The 25389-nt window shown below is 49.2% G+C and carries 22 protein-coding genes and 1 pseudogene; 12 read left to right on the forward strand and 11 right to left on the reverse strand.

The window, feature by feature from the left end:
• The first annotated feature begins 95 nt into the window (after positions 1–95).
• Positions 96–716 carry a LysE family transporter gene (locus UCH007_RS01335; protein WP_046960864.1) on the forward strand — a complete coding sequence of 207 codons (621 nt, stop codon included), beginning with the start codon at positions 96–98 and terminating at the stop codon, positions 714–716.
• A gap of 29 nt (positions 717–745) precedes the next feature.
• Positions 746–1771, forward strand: coding sequence for a histone deacetylase family protein (locus UCH007_RS01340; protein WP_046960865.1), 1026 nt, complete (start codon positions 746–748; stop codon positions 1769–1771).
• Here the strand turns inward: UCH007_RS01340 and UCH007_RS01345 are convergent.
• From UCH007_RS01345 to trmD, 8 genes are all read right to left on the reverse strand, one after another.
• Entirely contained in the window at positions 1745–2680 is a 936-nt protein-coding gene (locus UCH007_RS01345; RefSeq protein WP_041330593.1) for a cation diffusion facilitator family transporter, read from the reverse strand. The two genes, UCH007_RS01340 and UCH007_RS01345, sit on opposite strands and share 27 nt — an antisense overlap.
• 18 nt (positions 2681–2698) lie before the next feature.
• Entirely contained in the window at positions 2699–3607 is a 909-nt protein-coding gene (gene secF / locus UCH007_RS01350; RefSeq protein WP_046960866.1) for a protein translocase subunit SecF, read from the reverse strand.
• Positions 3600–4949: a protein translocase subunit SecD gene (gene secD / locus UCH007_RS01355; RefSeq protein ID WP_023651904.1), complete on the reverse strand. Its 1350-nt coding sequence runs from the start codon at positions 4947–4949 to the stop codon at positions 3600–3602. The genes secF and secD overlap by 8 nt, the downstream gene beginning before the upstream one ends.
• Positions 4950–4962: 13 nt before the next feature.
• Positions 4963–6468, reverse strand: a complete 1506-nt coding sequence (locus UCH007_RS01360) for an HD domain-containing protein (protein ID WP_046960867.1) — start codon at positions 6466–6468, stop codon at positions 4963–4965.
• A gap of 146 nt (positions 6469–6614) precedes the next feature.
• A complete protein-coding gene (locus tag UCH007_RS01365) occupies positions 6615–7016 on the reverse strand; it encodes a helix-turn-helix domain-containing protein (RefSeq protein ID WP_012881614.1) in 402 nt (133 codons plus the stop codon).
• A gap of 257 nt (positions 7017–7273) precedes the next feature.
• Entirely contained in the window at positions 7274–9721 is a 2448-nt protein-coding gene (gene priA / locus UCH007_RS01370; protein WP_046960868.1) for a primosomal protein N', read from the reverse strand.
• 22 nt (positions 9722–9743) lie between these two features.
• Positions 9744–10154: a 50S ribosomal protein L19 gene (gene rplS / locus UCH007_RS01375; protein WP_012881616.1), complete on the reverse strand. Its 411-nt coding sequence runs from the start codon at positions 10152–10154 to the stop codon at positions 9744–9746.
• A gap of 123 nt (positions 10155–10277) precedes the next feature.
• On the reverse strand, positions 10278–11024 hold the full coding sequence (gene trmD / locus UCH007_RS01380; RefSeq protein ID WP_046960869.1) for a tRNA (guanosine(37)-N1)-methyltransferase TrmD: 747 nt from the start codon (positions 11022–11024) through the stop codon (positions 10278–10280).
• Positions 11025–11206: 182 nt separating this feature from the next.
• Between trmD and mraZ the strand changes: the two genes are divergently transcribed.
• The 8 genes and pseudogenes from mraZ to UCH007_RS01420 all read left to right on the forward strand — a co-directional run bounded on the left by mraZ (position 11207) and on the right by UCH007_RS01420 (position 20852).
• Positions 11207–11635, forward strand: coding sequence for a division/cell wall cluster transcriptional repressor MraZ (gene mraZ / locus UCH007_RS01385; RefSeq protein WP_012881618.1), 429 nt, complete (start codon positions 11207–11209; stop codon positions 11633–11635).
• Positions 11636–11641: 6 nt separating this feature from the next.
• On the forward strand, positions 11642–12691 hold the full coding sequence (gene rsmH, locus UCH007_RS01390) for a 16S rRNA (cytosine(1402)-N(4))-methyltransferase RsmH (protein ID WP_046960870.1): 1050 nt from the start codon (positions 11642–11644) through the stop codon (positions 12689–12691).
• 70 nt (positions 12692–12761) lie between these two features.
• Positions 12762–13988, forward strand: a complete 1227-nt coding sequence (ftsA, locus tag UCH007_RS01395; RefSeq protein WP_041330600.1) for a cell division protein FtsA — start codon at positions 12762–12764, stop codon at positions 13986–13988.
• A 40-nt stretch (positions 13989–14028) separates the two neighbouring features.
• Positions 14029–15159 (forward strand): annotated as a pseudogene (gene ftsZ, locus UCH007_RS01400) (cell division protein FtsZ).
• Positions 15160–15305: 146 nt separating this feature from the next.
• Positions 15306–15833 carry a transcriptional regulator NrdR gene (gene nrdR / locus UCH007_RS01405; protein ID WP_012881622.1) on the forward strand — a complete coding sequence of 176 codons (528 nt, stop codon included), beginning with the start codon at positions 15306–15308 and terminating at the stop codon, positions 15831–15833.
• Positions 15834–16149: 316 nt separating this feature from the next.
• Positions 16150–18435 (forward strand): vitamin B12-dependent ribonucleotide reductase, encoded by a 2286-nt coding sequence (locus tag UCH007_RS01410; RefSeq protein ID WP_172644176.1) that lies wholly within the window; start codon positions 16150–16152, stop codon positions 18433–18435.
• A gap of 229 nt (positions 18436–18664) precedes the next feature.
• A complete protein-coding gene (locus UCH007_RS01415) occupies positions 18665–19249 on the forward strand; it encodes a LabA-like NYN domain-containing protein (RefSeq protein ID WP_012881624.1) in 585 nt (194 codons plus the stop codon).
• Complete coding sequence (locus UCH007_RS01420; RefSeq protein WP_046960871.1) at positions 19218–20852, forward strand: radical SAM protein; 1635 nt, start codon at positions 19218–19220, stop codon at positions 20850–20852. The genes UCH007_RS01415 and UCH007_RS01420 overlap by 32 nt, the downstream gene beginning before the upstream one ends.
• Positions 20853–20897: 45 nt before the next feature.
• Here the strand turns inward: UCH007_RS01420 and UCH007_RS01425 are convergent, their stop codons facing one another.
• From UCH007_RS01425 to UCH007_RS01435, 3 genes are all read right to left on the reverse strand, one after another.
• Positions 20898–21347 carry a GatB/YqeY domain-containing protein gene (locus UCH007_RS01425; protein ID WP_023651912.1) on the reverse strand — a complete coding sequence of 150 codons (450 nt, stop codon included), beginning with the start codon at positions 21345–21347 and terminating at the stop codon, positions 20898–20900.
• A gap of 1 nt (position 21348) precedes the next feature.
• The gene (gene rpsU / locus UCH007_RS01430; protein WP_010936130.1) at positions 21349–21543 is read right to left on the reverse strand and encodes a 30S ribosomal protein S21; all 195 of its coding nucleotides are present in this window, start codon (positions 21541–21543) and stop codon (positions 21349–21351) included.
• Between the two features lie 174 nt (positions 21544–21717).
• Complete coding sequence (locus tag UCH007_RS01435; RefSeq protein WP_046960872.1) at positions 21718–23490, reverse strand: IPT/TIG domain-containing protein; 1773 nt, start codon at positions 23488–23490, stop codon at positions 21718–21720.
• Between the two features lie 207 nt (positions 23491–23697).
• Here UCH007_RS01435 and UCH007_RS01440 point away from each other — a divergent pair, with 207 nt between their 5' ends.
• Positions 23698–24039 (forward strand): hypothetical protein, encoded by a 342-nt coding sequence (locus UCH007_RS01440; RefSeq protein ID WP_041330603.1) that lies wholly within the window; start codon positions 23698–23700, stop codon positions 24037–24039.
• Complete coding sequence (locus UCH007_RS01445) at positions 24023–25387, forward strand: phage portal protein (protein WP_046960873.1); 1365 nt, start codon at positions 24023–24025, stop codon at positions 25385–25387. The genes UCH007_RS01440 and UCH007_RS01445 overlap by 17 nt, the downstream gene beginning before the upstream one ends.
• Positions 25388–25389: the final 2 nt, after the last annotated feature.

A 25389-nucleotide genomic window follows, 5' to 3' on the forward strand; every position in this document is an offset into this window, starting at 1 on the left:
TCAGTATAAAACAAGATATGTATTCCCACAAGCAACAAATGGCATTTATGCCGGGGTGCGTCCGGGTTTTTGCCCCTAACGGGAGAAGTGTTATAATGGATTTTATGTTAGCCACTCTGCTTAGTGTTACGGTTATATCTTTTTCAGGTGTGCTGATGCCCGGCCCCATGTTTGCTCTGACTCTTTCACGGAGTTACCATACCCCTTGGGCAGGTGCCCAGATTGTGCTGGGGCATGTGCTGGTGGAACTGCCTATTATTCTGCTTATTTATTTCGGTTTTGCCGGTTTTTTTGAGCTTGTCTGGGTGCAGATACTGCTCAGTCTGGCAGGCGGAATTATGATTATTTACATGGGGCTGGGTATGATAAAAGCCCGCCGTGAAGCCGCTCAGGATAAGGCTAATTTTAAATATAATACAGTGGTGTCAGGTGCGGCCATGAGCGCCCTGAACCCGTTTTTTCTGGTCTGGTGGGCAACTGTAGGGGCGATGCTGGTTATGAAGGTATCGGACTACGGGCTTGGGGGGCTGGGAGCTTTGGCGGCTACCCACTGGCTGGTGGATTTAGCCTGGCTTTGCCTGGTTTCGTTTATTGTGTACCGCACCCACCGCCTGTGGGGGAGCAGGGTGCGGGAGATAGTTTTTACAGGCTGCGGGTTGTTGCTTGCGGCTTTCGGAGTTTATTTCATTGTTTCCGGGCTGAAGCTGTGGCTTTAGCAGTATCTTAATACGGAGAAGGTATTTTAATGGCAGTGGGGCTGGTTTATAACCATATATATTTGAACCACGAAACGGGTACCCATGTGGAAAACCCTGACCGCCTGCTGGCGATTATGGAATACATAAATACGCATGGGCTGAAAGACCGTCTGGTACATGTTGAGCCGAAACGGGTGGGTTTGGGTGAACTGGAGGGTTTTCATACCCGCAAGTATATCAGCCGGGTGGAGGAAGTGGGTTTCAGCGGCGGCGGCTGGCTGGACCAGGATACGGTGATTTCGGTGGATAGCTACGAAACAGCCCTGTACGCGGTGGGCGGGGTGCTTGAGGGGGTGGATAAGGTGCTTTCAGGTGAACTGGAGAGTGTCTTTGTGCTGTGCCGCCCGCCTGGTCATCATGCCTTGCCAGAGGCTTCCATGGGTTTCTGTGTTTTTAATAATGTGGCTTTGGGAGCTTTACATGCTCTGAATAAACATAAACTCAAGCGGGTGGCTGTGGTGGATTTTGATGTTCACCATGGCAATGGCATTCAGCATGTCTGCCTGAATGACCCGCGGGTGACCTATATTTCCACCCACCAGATTCACCATTTCCCCTTTACGGGGGACAGCCGTGAAGACGGCCCTTTCCAGAATATTTTAAATATCCCCCTGCCTGCCGGCTGCGGGGACAGCCATTACCAGAAAGTATTTGACCAGCTGATTTGCCCGTACCTTCAGAAAATATCACCTGAGCTGATACTGGTATGTGCCGGTTATGATGCCCATTTTGCTGATGATATGGGTGAGATGTGCCTTTCACAGCAGGGTTTTGCCGGTATAACCCGTGCCCTGAAAAAGACGGCAGATGAGGTCTGCGGGGGAAAAATGGTCTTCAGTCTGGAGGGCGGCTACCATTATCTGGGTCTGGCAGAAGGAGTGGGGGCTACCCTCTCAGTCTTGTTAAATGAAGCCATACCTCCTCCAAATACCAAAGCCCCCGAAGGGGCTGCGGATAAGCCTGATATCAGTGGGCTGATTCTGGAGTTACGGAGTATTTGCGGGATTAGCTAAATCTGACGGACGTTTCTTACAGCTCATCTGGCATTCCGGGCAGTTTTCCTCGGTGCATGGTTCTACGTGTATAGTTACGTAGTCTATTTTTAGTTTATCTTTCAGGTCTTTTTCCAAATGGTCACATATGGCGTGAGATTTTTCCACCGAAAGCGTTTTGGGCATAACCAGATGCAGGTCTACATAACGGTAACTGCCGGCTTTGCGGGTACGCAGGTTATGAAACTCTACCAGCTTTGAGGTATGTTCATTTATCAGTGAGGTGATAGCATCTAACTCTTCTTTAGGCAGGCGGGCATCCACCAGTGCTCCGAAAGATTTGTTGAGGATATCCCAGGCGGCTTTGATGATGAGCAGTGCCACCAGCAAGGCTACGATGGGGTCAAGTATGCTCCAACCGGTCAGTTTTACCAGTATAAGACCCAGAAGTACTCCGGCTGAGGTGATTACGTCGGTGGTAAGGTGGGCGGCATCTGCCTCCAGAGCAACTGAATCAGTCTCGTGGGCTATCTTTTTCAGATAGCGCGAAACCAGAGTGTTGGCAATTACGGATATTCCCATGATTACCACACCCCATTCCAGCATTTCCGGGGCAGAGCCTTCTATAAGTCTGTTTACTGCTTCGTAAATAATCCATATAGCGGCTATAAAGATAAGCACGGCCTCTACTGTGCCGCTTACATTTTCCCATTTGCCATGTCCATAAGGATGGTTAATATCTGCCGGCTTGTCAGAGGCCCTGACCCCAAAAAAAGCAATAACTGCGGCTACCAGGTCAAGAGTACTGTGAATAGCCTCTGCCAAAATGCTCACGGAGCCGGTAATAAAACCGACCACTGTCTTCATAACTATAAGCGTTGAGTTGGAAGCTATCGAAAATGAAGCCGCTCTGGTTTTTCTAGTAGCCATTATCTTTCCTTGCATCGTTCAGTTAAGCTTTTTAAAGGGTTTTAATAATTTGCCCCAGTCACCGTTTTCCCAGGTAACCAGCAGGGAAGGGGCGACAAAAAGAGAATCATAAGTACCGGCAATAAGGCCGATAAGCATTACGATACTAAGGTTCTGGATGGATGCACCTAGGAAAAGCATAAGGGCTACCACGGTAATAATGACTGTAAAGCTGGAATTGATGGAACGGACTATAGTTTCCATAATACTCTGGTTTACTATCACCTCAAAGCTGGGGTGAATGCCTTTGAGCTGGTTTTCCCGTATGCGGTCAAAGACTACCACAGTGTTGTTGATACTGTAACCGATAACGGCCATAATGCCGATAACAAACATAAGGTTTATTTCCCAGCCGAATATACCGGCCAGTAGGGCGAAAATGCCCAGCACCACCAGTGCGTCATGGAAAAGGGCGATGACTGCGCAGGTGCCGTAATGGAAGGGTTTGGGCATACGGCGGAAGGCCCAGGTGACATACAGCAGAATGCCTACCAGCGCCGCCCCGACAGCTATCAGGGCCATTTGGGTGGTTTGTTTGGCAATCAGGGGGTCTACATTTTCAAAACCGCGTTCGGTCAGGTTGCCGAATGTTTCCTCTAATGAAGTTTCCAAGGAGACTTTCTGGCTGACATCAAGTTCGGTGGTGCGGATAAGATAGTCTCCGTCACCGGTTATCTGAACAATAGCTTCACTATGTCCCAGACTTCTAAGCTCCTGAGTTAGTTCATCAATACTGATGGTCTGGTCAAATTTGACGGTCAGTATTGATCCGCTGGAAAAGTCTATGCCGGGTTTCAGCCCGAATATCAGCAGCGAGGCCAAACCGGCCAATATTATCAGGGCAGATATAAATATAAACAGGGGTCTGTGCTGTATTATTTTATTCATTTTTGCCTCTTGTCTGGGTTGTGAATAGAGCAAGCTTTTTGCCTGTTTTAGTACCTACAAAAAGCCTGAGCAATGTGCGGGTAACAAAAATGGCGGTGAACATGCTGACGGCTACACCTAAAAACAGGGTTACGGCGAAGCCTTTAACCGGTGCACCGGCTGCAATAGTACCGCCCACCCAGAACAGAATGCCGCAGGCAATAAAGGTGGTAACGTTGGAGTCCCAGATGGCAGACCAGGCACGGGAGAATCCGGCTTCTACCGCCGCCCCCAGTGTCTTGCCAGTCAGCAGCTCCTCTTTCAAACGGGCAAATATAAGGATATTGGCATCTACCGCCATACCTGCCGATACTATGAAACCGCCGATACCCGCCAAAGTAAGAGTAACAGGTACCAGCTTGAAGAGAGCTAGTACGATAACTCCGTAGAAAACCAGAGCGATACTGGCAAGAAGACCGGGCAAACGGTAAAAAGCTATCATAAATATCATAACCAGAATTATGCCTACCAGGCCGGCTTTTACTGCCAGGTCCACAAAGTTTTGACCTAAGGTAGGTGAAACGGTTTGCTCGTATATCGGTTCAAGTGGTACTGGCAGACGGCCTGCGTTCAGCTGGTTGGAAAGCATTTCTGCTTCGTTGTAGCTTAAGCCTTCTATAACGCCGCTGGTTTCAATAACGTTGTTAATAACAGGTGCAATCGGTATTCCGTTATCACCGGAAAGGGCTTCGTCACCTTCAAAAATACCCAACTGCTGGTTCAGGAGACGGGTGGTAATTTCTTTGGATAACTGGGCGCCGATGTCATCCCATTCAAATACCAGCAGTATATTGCCGTACTGGTCACGGTTTACATAAGTGCTGTCTTTAAAGTAGGCACTGGTCAGGGCGTACTCAACTCCGTCAATAGTGGCGGTGGCCGGTTTCCATTTGCCCAGACTGTTTTCCCATTTATAGTCTTCACCGTCAGCCGCCAGTTCGCCAAATTCCAGCAGGGCGGTACGGCCGATACGGGCTTTTTGTTCGTCTGTAATATCCAGCCCCGGCAGTTCAACCACTATACGGTCATCTCCCTGGCGCTGGATTGATGCTTCGGTTACACCTAATGGATTTATGCGGTTGGAGATAACTTCAACCACTCCGTCCATTACCCCATCAATATTGCTTTCGTCTACGTTGGACAGGTCAGCCTGATATACCATGTGCAGGCCTCCCTTTAAGTCCAGACCGAACAGGATTCCCTTGCCCAGAAGTGCGCCCTTGTCTGTCGGCAGCACTATAGTGAAGGCAAGGATCATGGCGGCCAGTATGGCCAAAAACACGAGCCCGTTTTTCCTTCGCATAATTCTCCCCAAGCTAATTTAGATTATTTTCAGGCTTGCTCCCAAGCCTTTGGCTGATAAATTTAAAGGCCTCCTGGCGGTTTTTTATTTCACCGGCCGCCTGGGCCTCGGCAATTTCACCAAGCAGGGTTCTTATCCGGGGGCCTGGCCTGAGCGAAAAATGTTCTATCAGGTCGGTACCGGTTACCAGACGTTTCGGAGTAAGTCTGGTCTGCTGTTTTTTCTGCTCTGATAAAATGTGCGCTACTATATTAACATGTTCTTGCCAATTTGCCACCATCAAATTCGGCCCGTCTGTTGCCAAATGGTCTGCCAGACTCAGGTAAAGGGTGGCGGCGGCAGCTTCCGAAAGGTCACGGAAATAGCGGTAAACAGCTTTTGGAGAAGGCAGCTGGCCATCAGGATTCATTTGCACCGGGCGCAGGTGGTAGCAGACCATTTTTTCTACTAGTAAAATTTCCTTTTTTGAAAAACGCAGGCGGGTGAGTATTTGACTGCTTAAGCGGCTGCCTTCCAGCGGGTGTCCGGTAAAACGTATCCGCCCGTCCGGGTCGGTGCTGTGTGTCTGGGGTTTGGCGATATCGTGCAGCAGGGCGGCCAGTTTGGTTAAGGTGCGGATACTGGAAGTGCCGCTTATTTTCCCGGCAAAATATTTTTCGAAGCCGCTTTCACGGTAGATTTCGGTGATGATTTCAGGGTTCTGGTAAGGCCAGACAGACCTGCCCAGTATGGCATCAAGTGCATAAATGGTTTTTATGGAGTGTTCCAGCACATCCCAGGTGTGTTCATAGGGCTGAGGGTGGCGGTAGCAGGGAGTAAGCTCTGGAAATATGTTTAGCAGCAGCCCCAGCTCAAGGCACTTTTCCCAGATGCCCGGCTGGCTGGTTTCAAGGAGTTTCAGCAGTTCTTCCCGAACCCTTTCGCCGGCAACGGTTGATATAAGGGCGGCGTGGGCGGCGATAAGGCTTTGGGTTTGCCCGTCAAGTGCAAAGCCAAGTTCGGCTGATAAGCGGATAGCCCTTAGCAGCCTAATAGGGTCAGCACTGAATATATCTGCTGAGGTTACCCGTATAACCCGGTTTTCAATATCCGGCAGCCCCTGCGTGGGGTCAATTATGGCCTGTACCGGCAGGCTGCCCTGATGTACAGCAGACAAGGGTGCGGCCATGGCGTTAAGTTTGAAATCACGCCGGGTGAGGTTGGCAGTGATATCTGCTGTGCCGGAGATATCCAGCTGAAAAGCGGGCAGGATTACTCTAAAGACGTCATTTTCGGCATCCAGCACCACCTGAGTGGCTTTGAAATAACCGGAGATTTTGGCAGAAGCGGCTTGTCCGCTGCCAGTGATGCACAGGTCAATATCGGCAGTGGGTTTTTTAAGTACCAGATTACGCAAAAAACCGCCTACCAGATAGACTTCGCTAGCTTCTTCTGAAAATAAACGGCGGAGGTCTTCAAGCAGGGCGGCGGTTTTTTTATCAATACGGAGCAGCAGGTTTTTATTCGTCACGGCCTTCACCCAAAAATCTACTAAACTATACTCCGAACGTATCTTCAATATCAAGAAAATTACGTTTGGATAGCTTCGGGTTACAAACGTTCAGAACACACCTATATTCCTGCTGCCAGACAAGGCGGCATCTGAAGGTAAGTAATATTTACTTGCTAGGTCATGGATTTGGATATGCTTTTCAGCATGGCCAGAATAGCAATAACCGCTCTTTGCAGCTCAATGGGCTCTTGTGCCAGCACTTTAGCTACATAAGGGTCAAGTTGTCTGGGGGTAGAGGTATATTCCGCTTCTATCTCCGAGATGCTGTCCTTCTGGGGGGTAAGATATCCGGCCAGAGTGAATAATTCATCTTCTTCAAAACCCAAGGGATGAGCAATTCTTTTGAGTATTCTGGCAGACGGAAATCGTTCGCCGCGCTCAATACGCCCCAGGTGGGAAGGAGAGACGTTGGTCTTGGCGGCCAATTCTTGCAGGGTAAGCGGTATTTTTACCCTTTGCTGACGGATTATCTCTCCAAGGTCTGCCCAGCCATTTGATGATGTGGCTTTACTCATGATCTTCCTGCCTTAGATATAATTCGGGTAAGGACTGAATATGATAAAGATACAATAGTATTATACGATAACGCTAACTCATATGCCAGATGTCAATTTATGAGCTTTGTACAATGTATACCACCCAAAAGCAAGTGTCAAAATATGTGTTATTGGGAAGCTTGAATTATACAAATGGAATATAGATTAGTATTATATTTCAGGTCTATTCTGAATAAAAATAGTGCTTTGTATTATGACTATAGTACTTAAATGGTTTAGCACAAGCCATATGGGTCAAGGTCAATACTCCAGCCCTGTCCAAAACTGATATTCCGAAGGAAATCTGCCGGGTTTGGTGAGCGCAGTATTAGTTGGTACCTATAGCGTCCCCGCAGACGTTGGATGAAAGCGGGAGCCGGCCCTAAAATTTCCAGACTGCCTGAACCGCCTGCATCAGCTTTTTCCCGGAGGGTTTCAGCCATAACTTCAGCCTGTTGCCGGCAAAAGTCATGGTTTAAATGGCTGAAAACAATGCAGGCTAATTTCCGGAAAGGAGGGTTATTCAGTTCCCGGCGGTAGGTTATCTCCTTGGCATAAAAACCCTGATAATCATGGCAAACTGCTGCCTGAATGGCGTAGTTTTCGGGCGTATAGGTCTGGATAATCACTTTCCCTCCTGATATACCCCGGCCTGCCCGTCCGGCTACCTGTGCCAGCAGCTGGAACGTGCGTTCGCCTGCCCTGAAATCAGGCAAGTTCAGGCTGATATCCGCGTTTATTACTCCTACCAGAGTAACTGCAGGCAGGTCAAGCCCTTTGGCTACCATCTGGGTGCCGATAAGTATATCTGCCTGATGGCGGCTGAACGTATCCATTATCTGCTGGTGTTTATTTTTGCCTCTGGTTACGTCACTATCCCAACGCAGCAGTCTTGCCTGTGGAAAAGCCAGTCTTGTTTCTTCCTCCAGTTTCTGGGTGCCTATACCAAGGTATTTAATCCTGCGGCTGCTGCATTTTGGGCAGGTAAGAGGGTTGGAGTATTGCCTGCCGCACTGATGACAGACCAGATTTTCCTGGTCTGGGTGATATGTGAGCGGAGCATCACAGCTTTTGCACATGGCTACATAACCGCAATCACGGCACTGGATAAAACTGGCACCGCCCCGGCGGTTTATGAATAAAATGGCCTGCTCATGGTTTGCCAGTACTTTTTCAATGGAGGCGTGCAGGTTGCGGGAAAAAATGCTGCGGTTGCCCTCGGAGAGTTCGGTGCGCATATCTACCAGCTCGGTTTTTGGCAGGGAAGCGCCTCTATAGGGGGTCAGGCGTTCGGGCAGTTCCAGAAGCTGGTAAATGCCGTGTTTGGCTTTGAAATAGCTGTCAATATCCGGAGTGGCACTGCCAAGTACCACTACAGCACCGTACTCTTCAGCCATTTTATTAGCAACGGTGCGGGTATGATAACGTGGCTGCGGGTCCTGCTGTTTATATGTCCATTCATGCTCTTCGTCTATGATGATAATGCCGGGTTTGTCCAGAGGGGCAAAAAGGGCGCTTCTGGGGCCGATTACGATATCTGCCTGACCGTTTTTTATCCTTTGCCATTCGTCAAACTGTTCACCCGGACTGAGGCGGCTGTGCAGCACGGCTATTTTGCCGGGGAAACGCCCTGCAAAACGGGCAATAGTTTGGGGGGTAAGGGATATTTCGGGTACCAGTACAATACCCTTTCTGCCCAGACGCAGGGTTTCAGCCAGTGACTGCAGATATATTTCGGTTTTACCGCTGCCGGTTATGCCATGAAGTAAAAATGTTCGGGGATTCGGGTCATTTTCAGGCAGGGTATTCAGGGAATGGGTGATGGCCTGCAAACACTTTGCCTGAGGAGGGCTTAGCTCAAGGTGAAGCATGGGGGTTATTTGACTGTAATCTATGGGCTGGCGGAATACCTGATGTTCTTCGGTACTTACCAGCCCCTTTTGTTCAAGAGCCTTTAAGACGGCCGAATTATTTTTAAAGAGCAGGTTCAGCTGGCTCTTGGCAATGCCTAGCGGATTTTTCCGCAGGCACTCAAAAATATCTGTCTGGCGGGGGGATAACTTAGGGAGATTCTGGTTTTTAATAAATGCCAATGCCTGCCCGCTCAGGCGGAAGTGTTTTTCAAATTTGGTTTGTACCCTTGCAGGGCTTATCCGGTAGGTGCGTTTTACCAGCCCCTGATTTATAAGTTTGATTAGGGCGTTTTGGGTGGTTTTCTTGCCGAATATTTTTTCCAGTTCACTCTGGGGAGTAACATCTCCGGCTTTTAGCCGGTCAAATATTTTTTGCATATTTGGGCTTAGGGTTTCAGACGGGTTTTTTGTTGTAGCTGGCGGGGTGGTCTCCAGGCTGATATAGGCAAGGCTTTGGCGTTCAAAAGACGGCGGCAGCATGAGAGCTACTGCTTCGTAAATACTGCATAAATAGTTTTGGCTTATCCACTTGGCTAACTTCAGCTGGTGAAAAGAAAGAAGCGGCGTATCAGAGATAACGCCGCAGATTTCACGTGTTTGCCCGAATGCCGGCTGGTCAGTTATTTCAAGGACTATGCCCTGAACTATTTTAGGTCCGAAAGGAGCCCAGACCGCCTGGCCGGGTTTTATTTCTAACCCCAATGGTATGGAGTAGGAAAAACTGCCCGGTCTAAGTACCGGAGTGTTTACGGCCAGTTCGGCAAAAGCCAATCCATATACCCCCTAAGAGAGCTTAAGAGGGTGTTTGTTTAACTTCTTTGATGCGGGCAGCTTTCCCGGAAAGCTTGCGCAGGTAGAACAGGCGGGCACGGCGTACTTTACCCTTCTTCATAATCTCAACCTTGGTAACGTTGGGTGAGAGGAAGGGGAAGGTGCGTTCAACACCTACGCCGTAGCTTATGCGTCGAACGGTGAAATTGCCGCCGTCAGCGGCCTGTTTTATTTTAAGGACTACACCCTGAAACATCTGAATACGTTCTTTGTCGCCTTCTTTAATGCGGGCGTGTACTTTTATGGTATCACCGGGGCCGAAACTCGGCAGAACTTTTCCCTCTGCGGTATTTTCTACAGCAACTGTTTCTTCAGCTGCGGTTTCTTCTTCATTGGTTTCAGGGGTTTCCTGATTATTCATAGTCTCTTCCATGGCGGTAAAAACTCCTTTAAATATCAACGGAATATTAAAACACAAACCCAATTCATAATCAAGTGCGCGGGTTTGGCAGAGGGGATGCGGGGTGTTTGCATACCTTATATATAATACCGGGTTTTAATCTTTGGGGTTTTCTTCGGCCAGTATTTCGTCCATCAGCTTGCGGTCTGTTTTGGAGAGGGTTATTTTTTCAAGCATATCCGGGCGTCTTTTCAAAGTACGCCGCAGAGATTCTTTACGACGCCAGCGGTCTATCCGGGCATGATTGCCTGAAAGAAGTACCTCCGGTATACCCCAGTCCCTGAATACCGGGGGACGGGTGTAGTGGGGGTGTTCCAGCAGGCCGTTTGAGTGGGAGTCTTCTTCTGAGGAGTCTTCTGAACCAAGTACGCCGGGTATCAGGCGGGAAACCGTATCTATAACTACCATGGCGGCCAGTTCCCCGCCGGTCAGCACAAAATCACCTATGCTTATTTCGTCTGTGGCCAGATGTTCCCGCACCCGCTCGTCAAAGCCTTCGTAATGGCCGCAGATTATAATCAGCCGCTGGTTGCCTGCCAGTTCGCGGGCGACAGACTGGTTAAAAATGCGTCCCTGCGGGGAAAGGAGAATTACCGGGGCAGGGGTAGGATCTTTTTCCATGACCGCCTCTACTGCCGCAAACAAAGGTTCGGGCTTAAGCAGCATGCCGGCACCGCCTCCGTAGGGGGAATCATCTACCGCATGGTGCTTGTCATGGCTGAAATCCCTGAAGTTATGTATTTCTAACCTTACCAGATTTTTGTCTGCCGCCCGCTTGAAAATACTCTCTTCAAAAGGGGACTGAAACATCTCCGGAAAAAGGGTTAATACATCTATTTTCAAGCTTTTCTCTCCTATTTTTACCCCTTGACGCTGTTCTATTTTAGCATACCCTTTTGGCCAGACCCAAAAGCCAAAAAGGTATACAAAAATATATTTTTAAAGGCTTGACAATAGGGGTGTTCGCTTATAGAATGGGAAAAAGTGGGGTAATGTGGTAAGTAGGGGAGAGAGTATCTAAGAAGATGTTTTTTGGAGAATTTGAGTACAAGCTGGACGAAAAGGGGCGTTTCCCTTTGCCTCCCGCCATCAGGCCCAGCCTGAAGGACGGCTTGATACTTGCACCCGGCACCGGTGAGAAATGCATTTACGCTTACCCCCTGTGCGAATGGAAAAAACTGGCTGAAAGCCTGAAGAGTACTACAGTTGCTCCCAGCAAGATGCGCCGCTTAAACAGGGCTCTTTTCGCTTTGGCTTTCGATGTTAATCTGGATGCCCAAGGACGTCTAACCCTGCCTGCACCCTTGAAAAACTATGCTGGGGTTAATATAGAGGTTATTGTGGCAGGTGTCAACAATTATTTAGAAATTTGGGATAAAGAGACCTGGGAATCTGAAAAGAAGGCCAGCCAGGAGCAGGCATGGCAGATAATAGAAACGCTTGAGGGGAATTAAACAGAAGTGACTGAGTATCCTCACATACCGGTTATGCTGGAAGAGTCTATACAGGGGTTGGGGGTTATACCCGGCGGCCGTTATGTGGACTGCACTTTGGGGGCAGGTGGTCACTCCGAGGCTATTTTGGAGCACAGTTACCCTGGCGGACAGCTTTTGTCTATAGATGCAGATCCCAAGGCTATAGCTTTGGCTGCTGCGCGCCTGAAAGGTTTCGGCAGTTCGGTTTTACTGGTAAATGATAACTTTGCAAATTTGAAAGATATATGCCAGCGGTACGAATATATGCCGGTGCATGGCATTTTGTTTGATTTAGGTCTTTCCTCCATGCAGCTTGACAGAGAGGAATCCGGGTTCAGTTTTCAAACTGAAGCTCCTCTGGATATGCGTTTTTCACCCGGTCAGGAACTCTCGGCGGCGGATATCGTTAATACTTATGACCTTGCAGAGCTTTCAGATTTGATTTGGAAGTACGGTGAAGAGCCTTTCAGCCGGCGGATTGCCCGGGCTATTTTAGAGAAAAGGCCGTTTAAAACAACTACCGAATTGGCGTCTGTTATTGAAAAAGCGGTTGGGGGGCGTCACGGGCGGATTCATCCTGCCACCCGGACTTTCCAGGCTTTGCGGATAGCGGTAAACGAGGAGCTTTCGCACCTTGAGAGCGCCCTTGCGCAGGCTCAGAGCCTTTTGGGACATGGCGGGCGGCTGGTAGTGATAAGCTACCATTCGCTTGAGGACCGCATTGTAAAACAATATTTTCAGAAAGAAGCCAAGGGCTGTATCTGCCCGGATGATATACCCCAGTGTGTTTGTGATCACCAGCCTTCGCTGAGAATAATAAACCGCCGGGTGATTACTCCGTCGGATGAAGAAATATCCCGAAACCCGCGCAGCCGGAGCGCCAAGATGCGGGTAGCGGAACGGATTATAGAACCCGGTGATGGGCGTTTTTTTTCCAGCCGGGCAGATGAATTAGTTCATCATGTCAGCGAAACTGGTTCTGTTCGGCACGGACAGGCTAAACATAAGGGGGTGGTCCAGAGGGGAGGCAGCTGATGTGCGGAAAGGACTAATGTTCCCGTAAGGGATTTTTGAGATACACGGTTTTGCAAATGGAGGGAGATATATGAAAAACAGAATCGTTACAGCGATTGATGTCGGCACTACCAAGATCTGTACCATAATTGCCGAAGTAAATCCTGTGGGCGGTGTCAACGTAGTTGGTGTTGGCATAGGTCCTTCGCAGGGTTTACATAAAGGTCTGGTAGTAAACATCAATGACGCACGGGAGTCCATCAGGGAGTCTATCCGTAAGGCGGAGCAGGCTTCCGGATACAAGGTTGAGTCCGCCTATGTAGGCGTAACCGGACGCCACGTGGCCTCTATGAACAACAGGGGTGTGGTGGCTATTACCAGGAATGACCGCCTGGTAAGAAGTGATGACCTGAAGCGGGTTATGGCTACCGCTCAGAATATCAGCGTCCCCAATGACCGCAAACTGCTCCACGTTATTCCCAGAACCTATGCAGTAGATGGCCAATCCGGGGTAAAAAACCCGGTAGGTATGCATGGTTTCAGGCTGGATGTGGAAACACATATTATTACTGCGGCCGCTACCTCGGTACAGAATCTGGTAAAATGCATTCGGGGGCTGGGCATTGATATTGATGACCTGGTACTTGAACCTATTGCTTCCAGTGAAGCTGTACTGACTGATGACGAAAAGCAGGTGGGTGTTATCCTGGCCGATATCGGCGGCGGCACCACTGATATCTGCGTCTTCAAAGATGGTAGTATCTGGCACACAGCTATTATCCCGGTGGCTGGTTATCAGCTGACACGTGATGTGGCTATTGGCCTGGGCCTTCCTTTTGATGTTGCCGAGGAAATGAAGAAACGCTACGGCAGCGTCCTGCCCGTATATGAAACTAAAATGGAATCTCCCAGCCCTATCTGTGAAGATGGCCATGGCGTTTCTTATCAGGACCTTTGTGACATCATCCGCGCCCGGGTTGAGGAAGTTCTCCGCCTTATTATGCTGGAAATACCGAACTCTGATTATGACAGCCTGGTACCGGCAGGGCTGGTACTTACCGGCGGCAGCTCTAATCTGGCGGGTATGGAAACTCTGGGACGGGATATTCTGCGCATACCGGTAAGGGTAGGAAACCCTGACAAAGTATACGGCATTATAGATTCACTTCATGACCCGGCTTATGCCACCGGTGTAGGCCTTCTCATCTGGGGTGCCAAACACCAGCCGGTCAAAAAATCCTGGCTGGATAATCTCGGCTTCTTCGGCCGAATGCGTAACTTGCTCAAGGGTTTTGCCGGTCTGTTCGGGACTAATTAGGTAAAGTAAATATTTAGAGTGATATAAGGAGAATATAAAAATGGCTAAAACAAGTTTCGTTCCCAATCCCGCCAGAATTAAAGTATTCGGCTGTGGCGGCGGCGGTTGCAATGCTGTTACCCGCATGGTCCGTGAAGAAATACAGGGCGTTGAATTTATTGCTATCAACACTGATGCCCAGGCTTTGGCTATCACTGAAGCTCCTATCCGCCTCCAGATAGGCGAAAGAGTTACCCGCGGTTTGGGTGCCGGCGGCGACCATAACATGGGTCAGAAGGCGGCCGAAGAGAGCCGTGATGAAATCCGTGAGATAGTTAACGGGGCGGATATGGTCTTTGTAACTGCCGGCATGGGCGGCGGTACCGGCACAGGTTCTGCTCCCATTGTAGCCGAAGAGTCCAAGAAAAGCGGCGCTTTGACTATTGCCGTTGTTACCAAGCCCTTCACTTTTGAAGGTGCTCACCGTGCCTCTACCGCCAAAGAAGGCATTAATCGCCTGCTGGGCAAGGTAGATACCCTGATTATTATCCCTAATGACCGTTTGCTGGATTTGTGCGACCAGAAGACCGGCGTTGATGCTGCCTTCAAAATGGCTGATGATGTACTGCGCCATGGCGTACAGGCTATTTCCGAGGTAATCACCGTTCCTGGTTTGATCAACCTGGACTTTGCTGATGTGCGTGCCGTTATGCGGGATGCCGGCCCGGCCTGGATGTCTATCGGTTATGGTTCCGGCAAAAACAGGGCTTCAGATGCTGCCAAGAGCGCTCTGGCCAGCCCCTTGCTGGATGTTTCCATCACCGGCTCCAAGGGTGTTCTTTTCAATATAGTGGGCGGTCCTGACCTGAGCCTTATGGAAGTTAACGAAGCAGCGGATGTTATTAAGTAGGCAGTTGATCCTGACGCCAACATCATTTTCGGTGTGGCTTCAGACTCATCCATGGGTTCAAATGTAAAGATAACCCTGATTGCTACCGGTTTTGTTTCCAAGATTGGTATGGCCGAAGAAGAGGGTGATGATGCCATTACCCGCCAGCTGAAAGGTATCAAGACCGAAGACGAGCTGGATGTACCTTCCTTCCTGCGGAGACCGTTATTCAATCGGGCTCGCCCGGTTGCACCGCCGGTGGATACCCGCTCTAACAAGCCCTCTTCCAGGATTTCCTGGTAAGTCTGGTATAGATAATATAGCAGGGCTGCAGTTTATAAACTGCAGCCCTGTTTCTTTGTAAAAAATAGGACTATATACGTATTGACTACCACTATCCCTTGTGTTAATCTATCTGCGCAACACAATATACAGTGTTGGAGGGCGTAGTGGATTGTCCTTATTGCAGTCACCCTGATTCCAAGGTGATAGATTCCAGAGATGTAGATGACGGGGTCCGCCGAAGACGTGAATGTGTGGTTTGCGGGCAGCGCTTTACTACTTATGAACGTTTTCAGCCGGCCGGTCTTTTTGTAGTTAAGAAAGATCAGCGCCGTGAAGAGTTTAACAAAGAAAAATTGCTGAGCGGTCTCAGACGTGCTTGTGAAAAACGCCCCTTGCCAGCCGGAGCGGTGGATAAAATAGCTGGTGATATAGAAGCTGAAATTTACAATATGGGCAAGGCCGAAATACCCAGTACCCTTTTGGGGGATATGGTTATGGAAAAGCTTAAGGCACTGGATAATATTGCCTATGTGCGTTTTGCCAGTGTTTATCGTGAGTTTACCGATATTACCCAGCTTAAAAAAGTAGTGGATAATTTGGTAAACGGACAGGACGAGGGCATACATAAAGGGCAGCTTAGCCTGTTGCCTGAAGATAAGATTTCCCCCAAGACCAGATATCAGAGGAGATGACATGGTAAATCACGTAAGCGGTAAGAAACCAACTCCGGTTAATCGCAACCGCGTGGCCCGCGCTATGTTTGTAGCCGCAGCCTCAATGGGTATTTCCGACAGAACCCAGATAGAAACACTTATCAGCCAGCTTATAAAGAAGCTGGAAAAACCGGTAGGTTTACCTGGTATGGAAGATTTGCTGCCCAGTGATTTAAAAGCCCCTGCGGTACTGGCCACCGATGACGAAATAGATTTAATGGTCAAAGAGGTGCTGGAGGAAGGCAACAAGGACAAACAGACCCAAATTAATATCCAAGCCAAGGAGGAAGAACCTATGCCGGTAAAAGTACAAGTTAAATCTGAAATTAAGGCTGATGCCAAAACTGAGGGGCTGAAGCTTACAGATAATGCCATGTGCGTGCTGGAACGCCGCTATCTGAAAAAAGACAAGCAGGGGAAACCCTCTGAAACAGTGGAAGATATGTTCCGCAGGGTTGCCCGCACTATTGCCATGGGGGAGCTTATTTATAACCCCAAGGCAGACGTAAGAAGCCGCGAGGATGAGTTTTATAATATTATGACCCGGCTGGAGTTTTTGCCCAATTCCCCCACCCTTATGAATGCCGGGCGTGAATTGGGTCAGCTTTCGGCCTGTTTCGTGCTGCCGGTAGATGATTCCATTGAGTCTATTTTTGATGCCGTAAAGCATACCGCTATGATACATAAAAGCGGCGGCGGCACCGGCTTTTCGTTTTCCCGCCTGCGTCCCGAACAGGACCGGGTGGGCACTACCGGAGGGGTGGCCAGCGGGCCTGTATCCTTCATGCGTGCCTTTGACGTGGCAACTGATGTTATCAAGCAGGGCGGCACCAGACGGGGCGCCAATATGGCTATCTTGAGTATTGACCACCCGGACATCATGAAATTTATCCATGCCAAAGATAAGGCCGGGGTGCTGACTAACTTTAATTTGTCGGTGGCTATTACTGATAAATTTATGCAGGCGGTTAAAGACGGGGTTGATTATGATTTGCTTAATCCCCACAACGGCGAGGTGGTTTCCCGGCTGAATGCTACCGAGGTGTTTAACAAGATTGTCCACATGGCCTGGAAGACGGGTGACCCCGGTATTGTGTTTATAGACCGCATAAATGCTTATAATCCCACTCCCCAGCTGGGGCGGATTGAAAGCACCAATCCCTGCGGTGAACAGCCTCTGCTGCCTTATGAGTCATGCAATCTGGGGTCTATAAACCTGTCCCGCATGGTGACCGTAAGCGGCGGCCAAGCGGTGGTTGATTATAAAAAGCTCAGCCGGGTTGTAAAGAGTGCTGTCCGTTTCCTGGATAATGTTATTGATGTTAATAAATTTCCCCTGCCCCAGATTGAGGAGATGACCAAGAAAAACCGCAAGATTGGTCTGGGGGTAATGGGTTTTGCGGATATGCTTTTGGAACTGGGCATACCTTACAATTCGGAAAACTCTATCAAGCTGGCAGAGGAGATAATGTGCTTTGTAAATGAGGAAGCCCACAAGTTCTCTTCGGAGCTGGCGGTGGAGAGGGGGGTGTTCCCGGCTTACCGCGGGAGTATTTATGAAAAGAGCGGCCGCCCCATGCGGAATGCTTCCTGCACAACCATTGCACCCACCGGTACTTTGTCTATTATAGCCGGCTGTTCTTCGGGTATTGAACCCCATTTTGCCCTGTGCTTCACCCGCAATATACTGGACGGTACCAAGATGATAGAGGTTAACCCGTATTTTGAGCGGGCGGCTAAAGAAGGCGGGTATTATTCCGAGGAGCTCATTAAATCTTTGGCGGAAGGGGCTCATCTGGACGAAGCTGATGTGCCGGCCGAAGCCAAAGAATTGTTTGTAACTGCCCACCAGATTGTGCCGGAGTGGCATGTGCGTATTCAGGCGGCCTTTCAGAAGTGCACTGATAACGCTGTGTCCAAGACAGTAAACTTCTCACGTGAGGCGGTTGAGGGTGACGTAGCCGAGGTTTACAAGATGGCTCATGACAGTAACCTTAAAGGCATTACCATCTACCGTGACGGCAGCCGTGAAGACCAGCCTATGTCTACCGGCAAGGCTGAAAATAAAATTGAGACCCCGGCGGCGGTTGTTAACCCCAATTTGGCACCGCGCAAACGTTCCAAAGTAACCCAGGGTATTACCGAAAGGGTCACGACGGGTTGCGGATATATTTACGTTACTGTAAACTCTGACGAGCATGGAATTTGTGAGGTATTTTCCTCACTGGGCAAAGCGGGAGGCTGTGCCTCTGCCCAGCTGGAATCTACCTGCCGGCTTATTTCGCTGGCACTGCGCTCAGGTATGGAAGTGGCTTCGGTAGTAAAACAGCTTAGAGGTATCCGTTGCCCGTCTATTGCCTGGGATGAAAGTAAAGCTGTGTTAAGCTGTGCCGATGCTATTGCCAGTGTGCTGGAAAAACATGTAGACGGTTATACCAAGCCGGTGGCAGGTTCGGCAAAAACTGTAAGTGCAAACGCTCTGATAAGGAATATAGCCGGGCAGTGCCCCGAATGCGGCAGCATTTTGGTCTATCAGGAGGGGTGCTTTATCTGCCCTGGTTGTGGTTATACTAAATGCTAAAAAATAATGGAGGATATAAAATGGAAAATATTAAGGATATGCTGGCTCTGGTACTGGTTGCCGCTGGATTTATGTATCTTATGATAATCACTGTGGCTGGTCTGCTGGCTTAGCTGTATCCTAGTTAGTTTTGGTATTAAAACACCTCTCCTGCCTTAAAAACAGGATAGGTGTTTTTTTATCTTAAATAATATATTATAGAATCAAGTCTGTATGTGGGTGGTGATTGATGACGGATACGCTTGAAAGGGTGATGATATTTATAGATGGCAGCAATATGTATCACTATCTCAAATCTCATTTTCAAAGAACAGACATAGATTTTGGTTGTTTTTGCTCTAAAATTGCCGGACGTAGGCGGCTGGTGCGTATTTACTATTATAATGCTGAGGTAGGCCGTAAGGAAGAACCGGAACGTTTTAATGACCAGAGGAAGTTTTTTACCAGTTTGGAAAAGATATCTTATATGGAGCTCCGGCTGGGTAGGCTGGTATATTCCGGGTGGCCTTCTACTCCTCCGTATGAAAAAGGGGTTGATGTGCTGTTGTCTACTGATATGCTGAGCCACGGATTCAAGAATAACTTTGATACGGCTATACTGGTGGCAGGCGACAGTGATTTTGTGAGTGCCCTTCAGGCAGTTAAGGATAATGGCAAAAATGTGGAGGTAGCACTTTTCGGCAAGGAAAGAACCTCTATGGAGCTTCGTAAAGTAGCAGACAAAATTATCGCTGTGGACGGGCGTCTGCTGCGTAACTGCTGGAAACAGCAAAGAAACAACTATGGCACGCAAAGACCGCCTCAAGAATCGTAAAGAACTTTCACGCACCCGGGTTTCTTATGCCTCCTCAGAGAGGGTAGCCGGTGAAAGCGGAGTTGTTATAAAGGATTGGGGTGGCAGATTACCTCTGGCAGTTGCTTATCCCAACTCTTACTATGTGGGTATGTCAAATTTGGGGCTTCATACCCTTTACCGTTTGATAAATAACTATCCTCAATATCTGGCGGAGAGGTTTTTCTGGGAAGGCGGTGCCGCCAAAGGCCGCCCGACCTTAAGTGTGGAATCACGCCGCCCGTTTACTGATTATGTATCTATTTTGTTTACCCTTTCCTACGAATTGGATTTTCTGAATATCCCCTCCATGCTGGCTGATTGCGGTATGCCGCTCTATGCACGTGAAAGGGACGAGACTTTTCCGCTGGTTATCGGCGGGGGTGCCTGTGTAATGTCTAACCCGGCACCGGCAGCTGATTTTTTTGATGTGTTTTGCATAGGTGAGGCCGAGGCTATTCTGCCTGAGTTGTTGCCTGTGCTTGCCGAAATGGCAGGTGAACCTAAAAGACTGGTTCTGGAACGTCTGGCAAGAATATCCGGTTTATATGTGCCGTCTCTACCTCCGGAGAAACCGGTGGAAAGAGTATTTCCAGCTGAACTTACTCAAGGGGTAGGAACGGCAGTTTTCAGCAAGGCAACCGAACTGGGAGAGATGTACCTGATGGAAGTAGAACGCGGCTGCGGACATCAGTGCCGGTTTTGTCTGGTGGCGGGAGTGTTTTGTCCTTTGCGTTACCACCCTTTGGAGTTACTTTTGAAACAGGCTGAAGAAGGTATGCTTGAGCGTAAGAGGATAGGTTTGGTAGGGCCGGTAGTGAGTGATCACCCTCAGGTGACGGAGTTGATTTCCCGTTTGCGGGGTATGGGTGTCGGTTTAAGCATAAGTTCACTTCGGATAAAGCCGTTGTCTGAAAAAATGCTTACCGAACTGGCACTTTCGGGCGTTTCCAGTCTGGCTATGGCACCGGAGGCCGGTTCTGAAAGGCTGCGGAGGATTATCCGCAAAGGGATAACCGAAGATGACATAATGCGGGCAGCTGCTTTGGTTGCAGAACAAGGTTTCCGCCAGTTGAAGTTTTATTTTATGCTGGGGCTGCCGGGTGAGACTGACGAAGATATAGAAGAAATGATAAACCTGGCTGAAAAAGCCCAGCAGGTTATGTCTGCTGCGGGGCGGGGAGTAAGATTAAGCCTGAATATTGCCCCCTTTGTACCCAAACCTTCCACCCCTTTTCAGTGGCTGGGTATGGAAGATGCAGTGCTGGTAAAAAGGCGGTTGGATATAATACGTCTCCGTCTGGAAGGGCAGGGGATAGAGGTTCGGGCTGAAAGCCCGGAAATGTCCCAGATACAGGCGGTGCTTTCCCGGGGTGATGTTAGTCTTTCAAAACTGCTGGCGGCTGCGGGGGGTGACTCTCTGGCCTGCTGGAAGCGGGCAGCTAAGTCACTTGAGGTGGACAGCCCATCTTTGGCTAAAACAAGGTTTGATTTGGCAGATAAACTGCCCTGGTATATGCTGGAAAACCCGAAACAGAGACAAAAACTGGAAACTGAGTATAAAGCGGCGTTTAAGGAAATATAAAAGGGAGACCTTAGGTCTCCCTTTTTAGTTTAGAGGGTATTAAGTTTAATTATTCAGAAGTGCGGTTACTACGGCATTTACCATCTGGCCGTCCGCTTTGCCTTTTACCAGCGGCATTAGCTTGCCCATTACTTTCCCCTTGTCCTGAGGGGTGCTGGCACCTGTTTCCGAAATTACCTTTTTAATAATCAGGGTTAGTTCGGCTTCATCCATCTGTTCCGGCATATAGGATTGGAGTATTTCCATTTCCTGCTGTTCTTTTTCAACCAGCTCAGGCCGTTTTGCCTGCTTGTATGCCTCTATGCTTTCACGCCTTTGCTTTATCTCCTTGGCTATTACGCCGATGATTTCCTCATCTGTAAAGGTTTTCTGCTTGGCTATTTCAGCATAACTGATGGCTGAAACCAGCATCCGGAGAACATTACACTTCAGTTTCTCGCCTTGTCGCAGAGAAAGCTTGACCTCTTCGCCCAGCTTTTCTTTCAAATTCGGCATTTTAGGTGGCCTTTCTGGCGGCTTTTATTGCCAAACGCCTTTTTGCGGCGTCCTTACGCTTGCGGCGGGTCGGGGGGCGTTCAAAGCGAGTTCGGCGACGTGCTTCGGAAAGTATGCCGTCCTGCTGTACCTTGCGGTTAAAACGTTTGAGCATGCTCTCAAAGCTCTCGTTATTTTCGGGTCTAACGTCTGCCATTTGTATATCACCCCCTCACTTTGAAAAAAATGACCTGGAGAATCATTGTACTTGGATGGAGTGTTTAAGTCAAGATGTTCAAGCTATGCGGATTTGGAAAATACTGAGGCAAAGAAGAAGCCCTCTCCCTGAAAGGAGAGGGCTTCTAATACAAATGCTTAAGTCAGGGATTATTTAGTAGTCAGCGTTGCGGCGGCCGAGCCAGAAGCCCAAAGCCAGCAGCAAGAGACCACCGATACCTATCAGGACATAGGTAGCCCAAGCGGGAAGGTCCAAGCTGAAGCCGACGGTGAAATTGCCGGCGCCGGTATATGCACTTGAGTTTCCAGCACCGTCAACAGCTTTGACTCTCCACCAGTAGGGGCTGTCTGAAGAAACGCTCTCCAGTTTTTGAGCATCGGTCATGGTGTAGGTGGATTCGGTGAGATCCTTTATCTGATAAAGGATAGTGGTAAAGTTCTGGTCAGCGGCAATTTCCAGTACATAGGTAACACCGCTGGGATCAGTTACATCTTCCCAGTCAAAAACAACGGGTTGTTTAGCTTTAAGCCCCATTTCTGGGGTAAGAGGGGCGGGAGTGGCTGGAGCAGTGCCTTCAACAAAGAAAGTGAAGGTCTTACTGGTAGTGCCGGAGATAACGGTAATGGTGTGAGGTCCGGCAGTGGCGGCGGGGATTTTGAATTTCAGGCTGAAATCCCCGTTGGAATCAACCACGGGACTGGGAGTTACAGTAATTTGGGCACTGTCAAAGGTAACCAGTACGGTATCATTGGCCTTAAGCCCCGAACCTGTTATGGTAATTTCCTGTCCCACGTTTCCGGGGGTGGATGCATTGTTGGTGGGGGACATGGTGATATTGGTTGTAACTGTCAGGGTGGCGGTGGAAGTAACACTGCCATCAGTGGCGGAGATAGTGTAAGCCCCCGCCTGAACACCGGGTATTACAAAGGTGGTGGTAAAAGTACCGCTAGACAGGGTTACGGTAACGCTCTGACCGAAGTAGGTCAGGGTAATGGTGCCGGTGGTGTTAAAACCGCTGCCCTTTACGGTAACGCTGGTGCCCACATTGCCGGAGGTGGGAGTTAAGGTGATTTTCTGGGCTATATCAAAGGTGACTTGAGCATTGTTGTTCCAGGCATCATTAACTTTCAGGGTGTGCGAACCGCGGGTGAGTGCGGGTATTTCGTAAGTGGCGGTGAAACTTCCGTTTGAACCTACGGATACGCCGGCATTAACAGCAGTACCTGAGTCTATAGCTATCTGAACAGCTCCGTCGTAAAAACCGGTGCCGGTTACGGTTATAGTGTCACCTACACCGGGATTAGCAGATGAAAGGGTTATCTTGGGATTAACAATGAAGTTAACCGGTGCACTGCCGGTTGCGCCGCCGTCATTAGCAGTTATGCTCAGAGTGCCCTTTTTGGCAGCCGGGATGGTAATAGTGGTGGAGATTGTGCCGGTGCTGCTTGAAGAGGTGGTGGCAAAGGGAGTGGTGCTGCCGGACAGGTAGAAACTCACGGTGGTGCTGGGGGTAAACCCGCTGCCGGTTACGGCTACACTGTCACCCACATAACCGGTGCCGCTGGCAAGAGTTATGCTGGGGGTAATGGTAAATGTTTGAGATGCGGCACTGTCCCCCCCAGGGAAATAGAAACTTACGGTGTAGTTACCACGAGTGAGATTAGTCGGAACTGTGAATGTGCCATAGATATTGCCACTGCTGTCTATAGTGGCTGTCCCAACGCTCACAGAATTAAAGAGAATCATCACATTACCTGATGTAAGGGTTGAGGAATGACCTGTAACGCTTACCAGTGAACCGGCCGGGCCGGAAGTGGGGGAGAGAGTGAGAGTGGCTGCCGAAACCGGAGCAAGCGGTAAGGCCGCAATCAACAAGGCCAGGGTGGAAAACACCCCTAATACGCGAAGTAAAAATTTGTGTTTCATTATCTGAGTTCTTTCAAGCCTCCTTATTTGAAAATAACATACCCTCTAAACTTGGGGCAATTATACCACAGAAGCCCTCCTATTCAAATAATTTGCAAGCTGATTATATCTATTTATTAAAACGACAAAAAGGTCTTGAAGATATTAGAACATATGTGCTAAATTTAACCACGCTAAGCACAGATTTTGCTGAAAAGGATTGGAGAGATGACGCTATTAGACAATGATTTGAAAACGGAAGAAACGGATTTGCTGCCTGAACTTACCTCTTACCCTGACCAGGGTTGTGAGTTTTCAAAAACCTGTTTGGACTGTCCTCTGCCGGTGTGTGTCTTTGACCAGCCGCGCGGCCGCCAGAGATGGTTGAAAAGGCAAAGGGATAAGGAAATAGTAAGCCTGTTTCAGGGCGGGCAGGACGAGAGGGAACTGGCAGACAGGTTTCGCCTTAGTATCCGTACTATCCAGAGGGTGCTTAAGAAGAGTCTGGCCGGGGTAAATATAAATAGAAAAACGGAGGTTTTAGAAAATAGTAATGGTACAGATTTTTAACCCGAATGAACTGAAAAGCCGTGATTTGGACAGATTAAAAAGGTATGTAAATCTGCTGGATTTTTATCAGGGTAAACAGTGGGATGGCCGCCCGTCCCGAAATGAAAAGCAGCTGACCTTCAACTATGCCAGAGTGGTAGTGGACAAGCTGTGCTCATATCTGATGAGCGGAATTAACTTTGGGGCGGAAGCTTTGAATGAAGAAGATATCGAGAAAGCGGTGACTGCCCGCTCTATGCTTAACGAAGTTTACCAGCAGAATAATCTGGAACAGCTGGACCTTGAGACTGAGATAGATTGCGCGGTGCTGGGAGACGGCTGTTTCAAGGTTATCTGGGATGCATCTTCGGGCAGGGTGAGGGTAAGTGCGCCTGATATACAGGGCATTTACGCCTGGTGGTCACCGGATGATATGTCCCGCATCTACCGGGTGGCTTCCCGTTATGCCTTAAACAGCGAAGAAGCGGAGGTGAGCTACGGGCTGGAGCTTCCGTCCAGGCAGTCATTCCTGACAGAGGTCTGGACAGAAGAAACCTTTGAACTGTGGCAGGATGAAAAGCTGCTTGAGAGCAAACCTAATCCTTACGGCTTTATCCCGTTTGTTATTTACCCTAATCTGCGTGAACCCAAGCGTTTCTGGGGGGTGTCTGATCTGGATGAGATTATGGAACCCCAGCGTGAGCTTAACCGCGCCTTAAGCCAGCTTTCCCGTATTCTGGAACTTTCGGGTAACCCGATTGCGGTGCTTGAAAATGTGGAACAGTCTGAGGATATTGCGGTGCGGCCGGGGGCGGTCTGGAATCTGCCCGAAGATACCCGCGCTTACCTTTTAGACCTGCTTCAGGGCGGGGGTGTGGGGCTTCATATTAACTATGTGGATTTGCTTTACCGCACTTTGCATGATATTGCCGAAGCACCCAGAGCCGCTTTCGGGGGCAGCGGGCGTGACCTTTCGGGTATAGCTCTGGAGATAGAGCTTCAGCCCTTGCTTCAGAGGGTTTGGCGGAAACGCCTGATAAGAAGTGTGGCTTACCGCAAACGGAGTGCCATGATACTCCGGCTGCTTGAGAAATACCGCGGGCAGGATTTTGGCAAAGTAGACCCCAGTATCAGTTTCAGCCCGGTACTGCCCAGAGACCTTTCGGTAGTGGTGGATAATGAACAAACTATGGTTCAAAGCGGTATTCATTCCCGCCGCAAGGCTATGAATGAGCTGGGGGTAAAAGACCCTGAGGCGGAGTTTGAGCGCTGGTGCCAGGAACGCCGCCAGATACTGGAGATGAACCGTGACAGCAGCCTGAAAAATGGAAAACAGCGCCAGAGTGAGAGAGCTGCGCTTGAAGAATAAGA

The sequence above is a fragment of the Dehalococcoides sp. UCH007 genome (assembly GCF_001010485.1).
Classification (GTDB): domain Bacteria; phylum Chloroflexota; class Dehalococcoidia; order Dehalococcoidales; family Dehalococcoidaceae; genus Dehalococcoides; species Dehalococcoides mccartyi_A.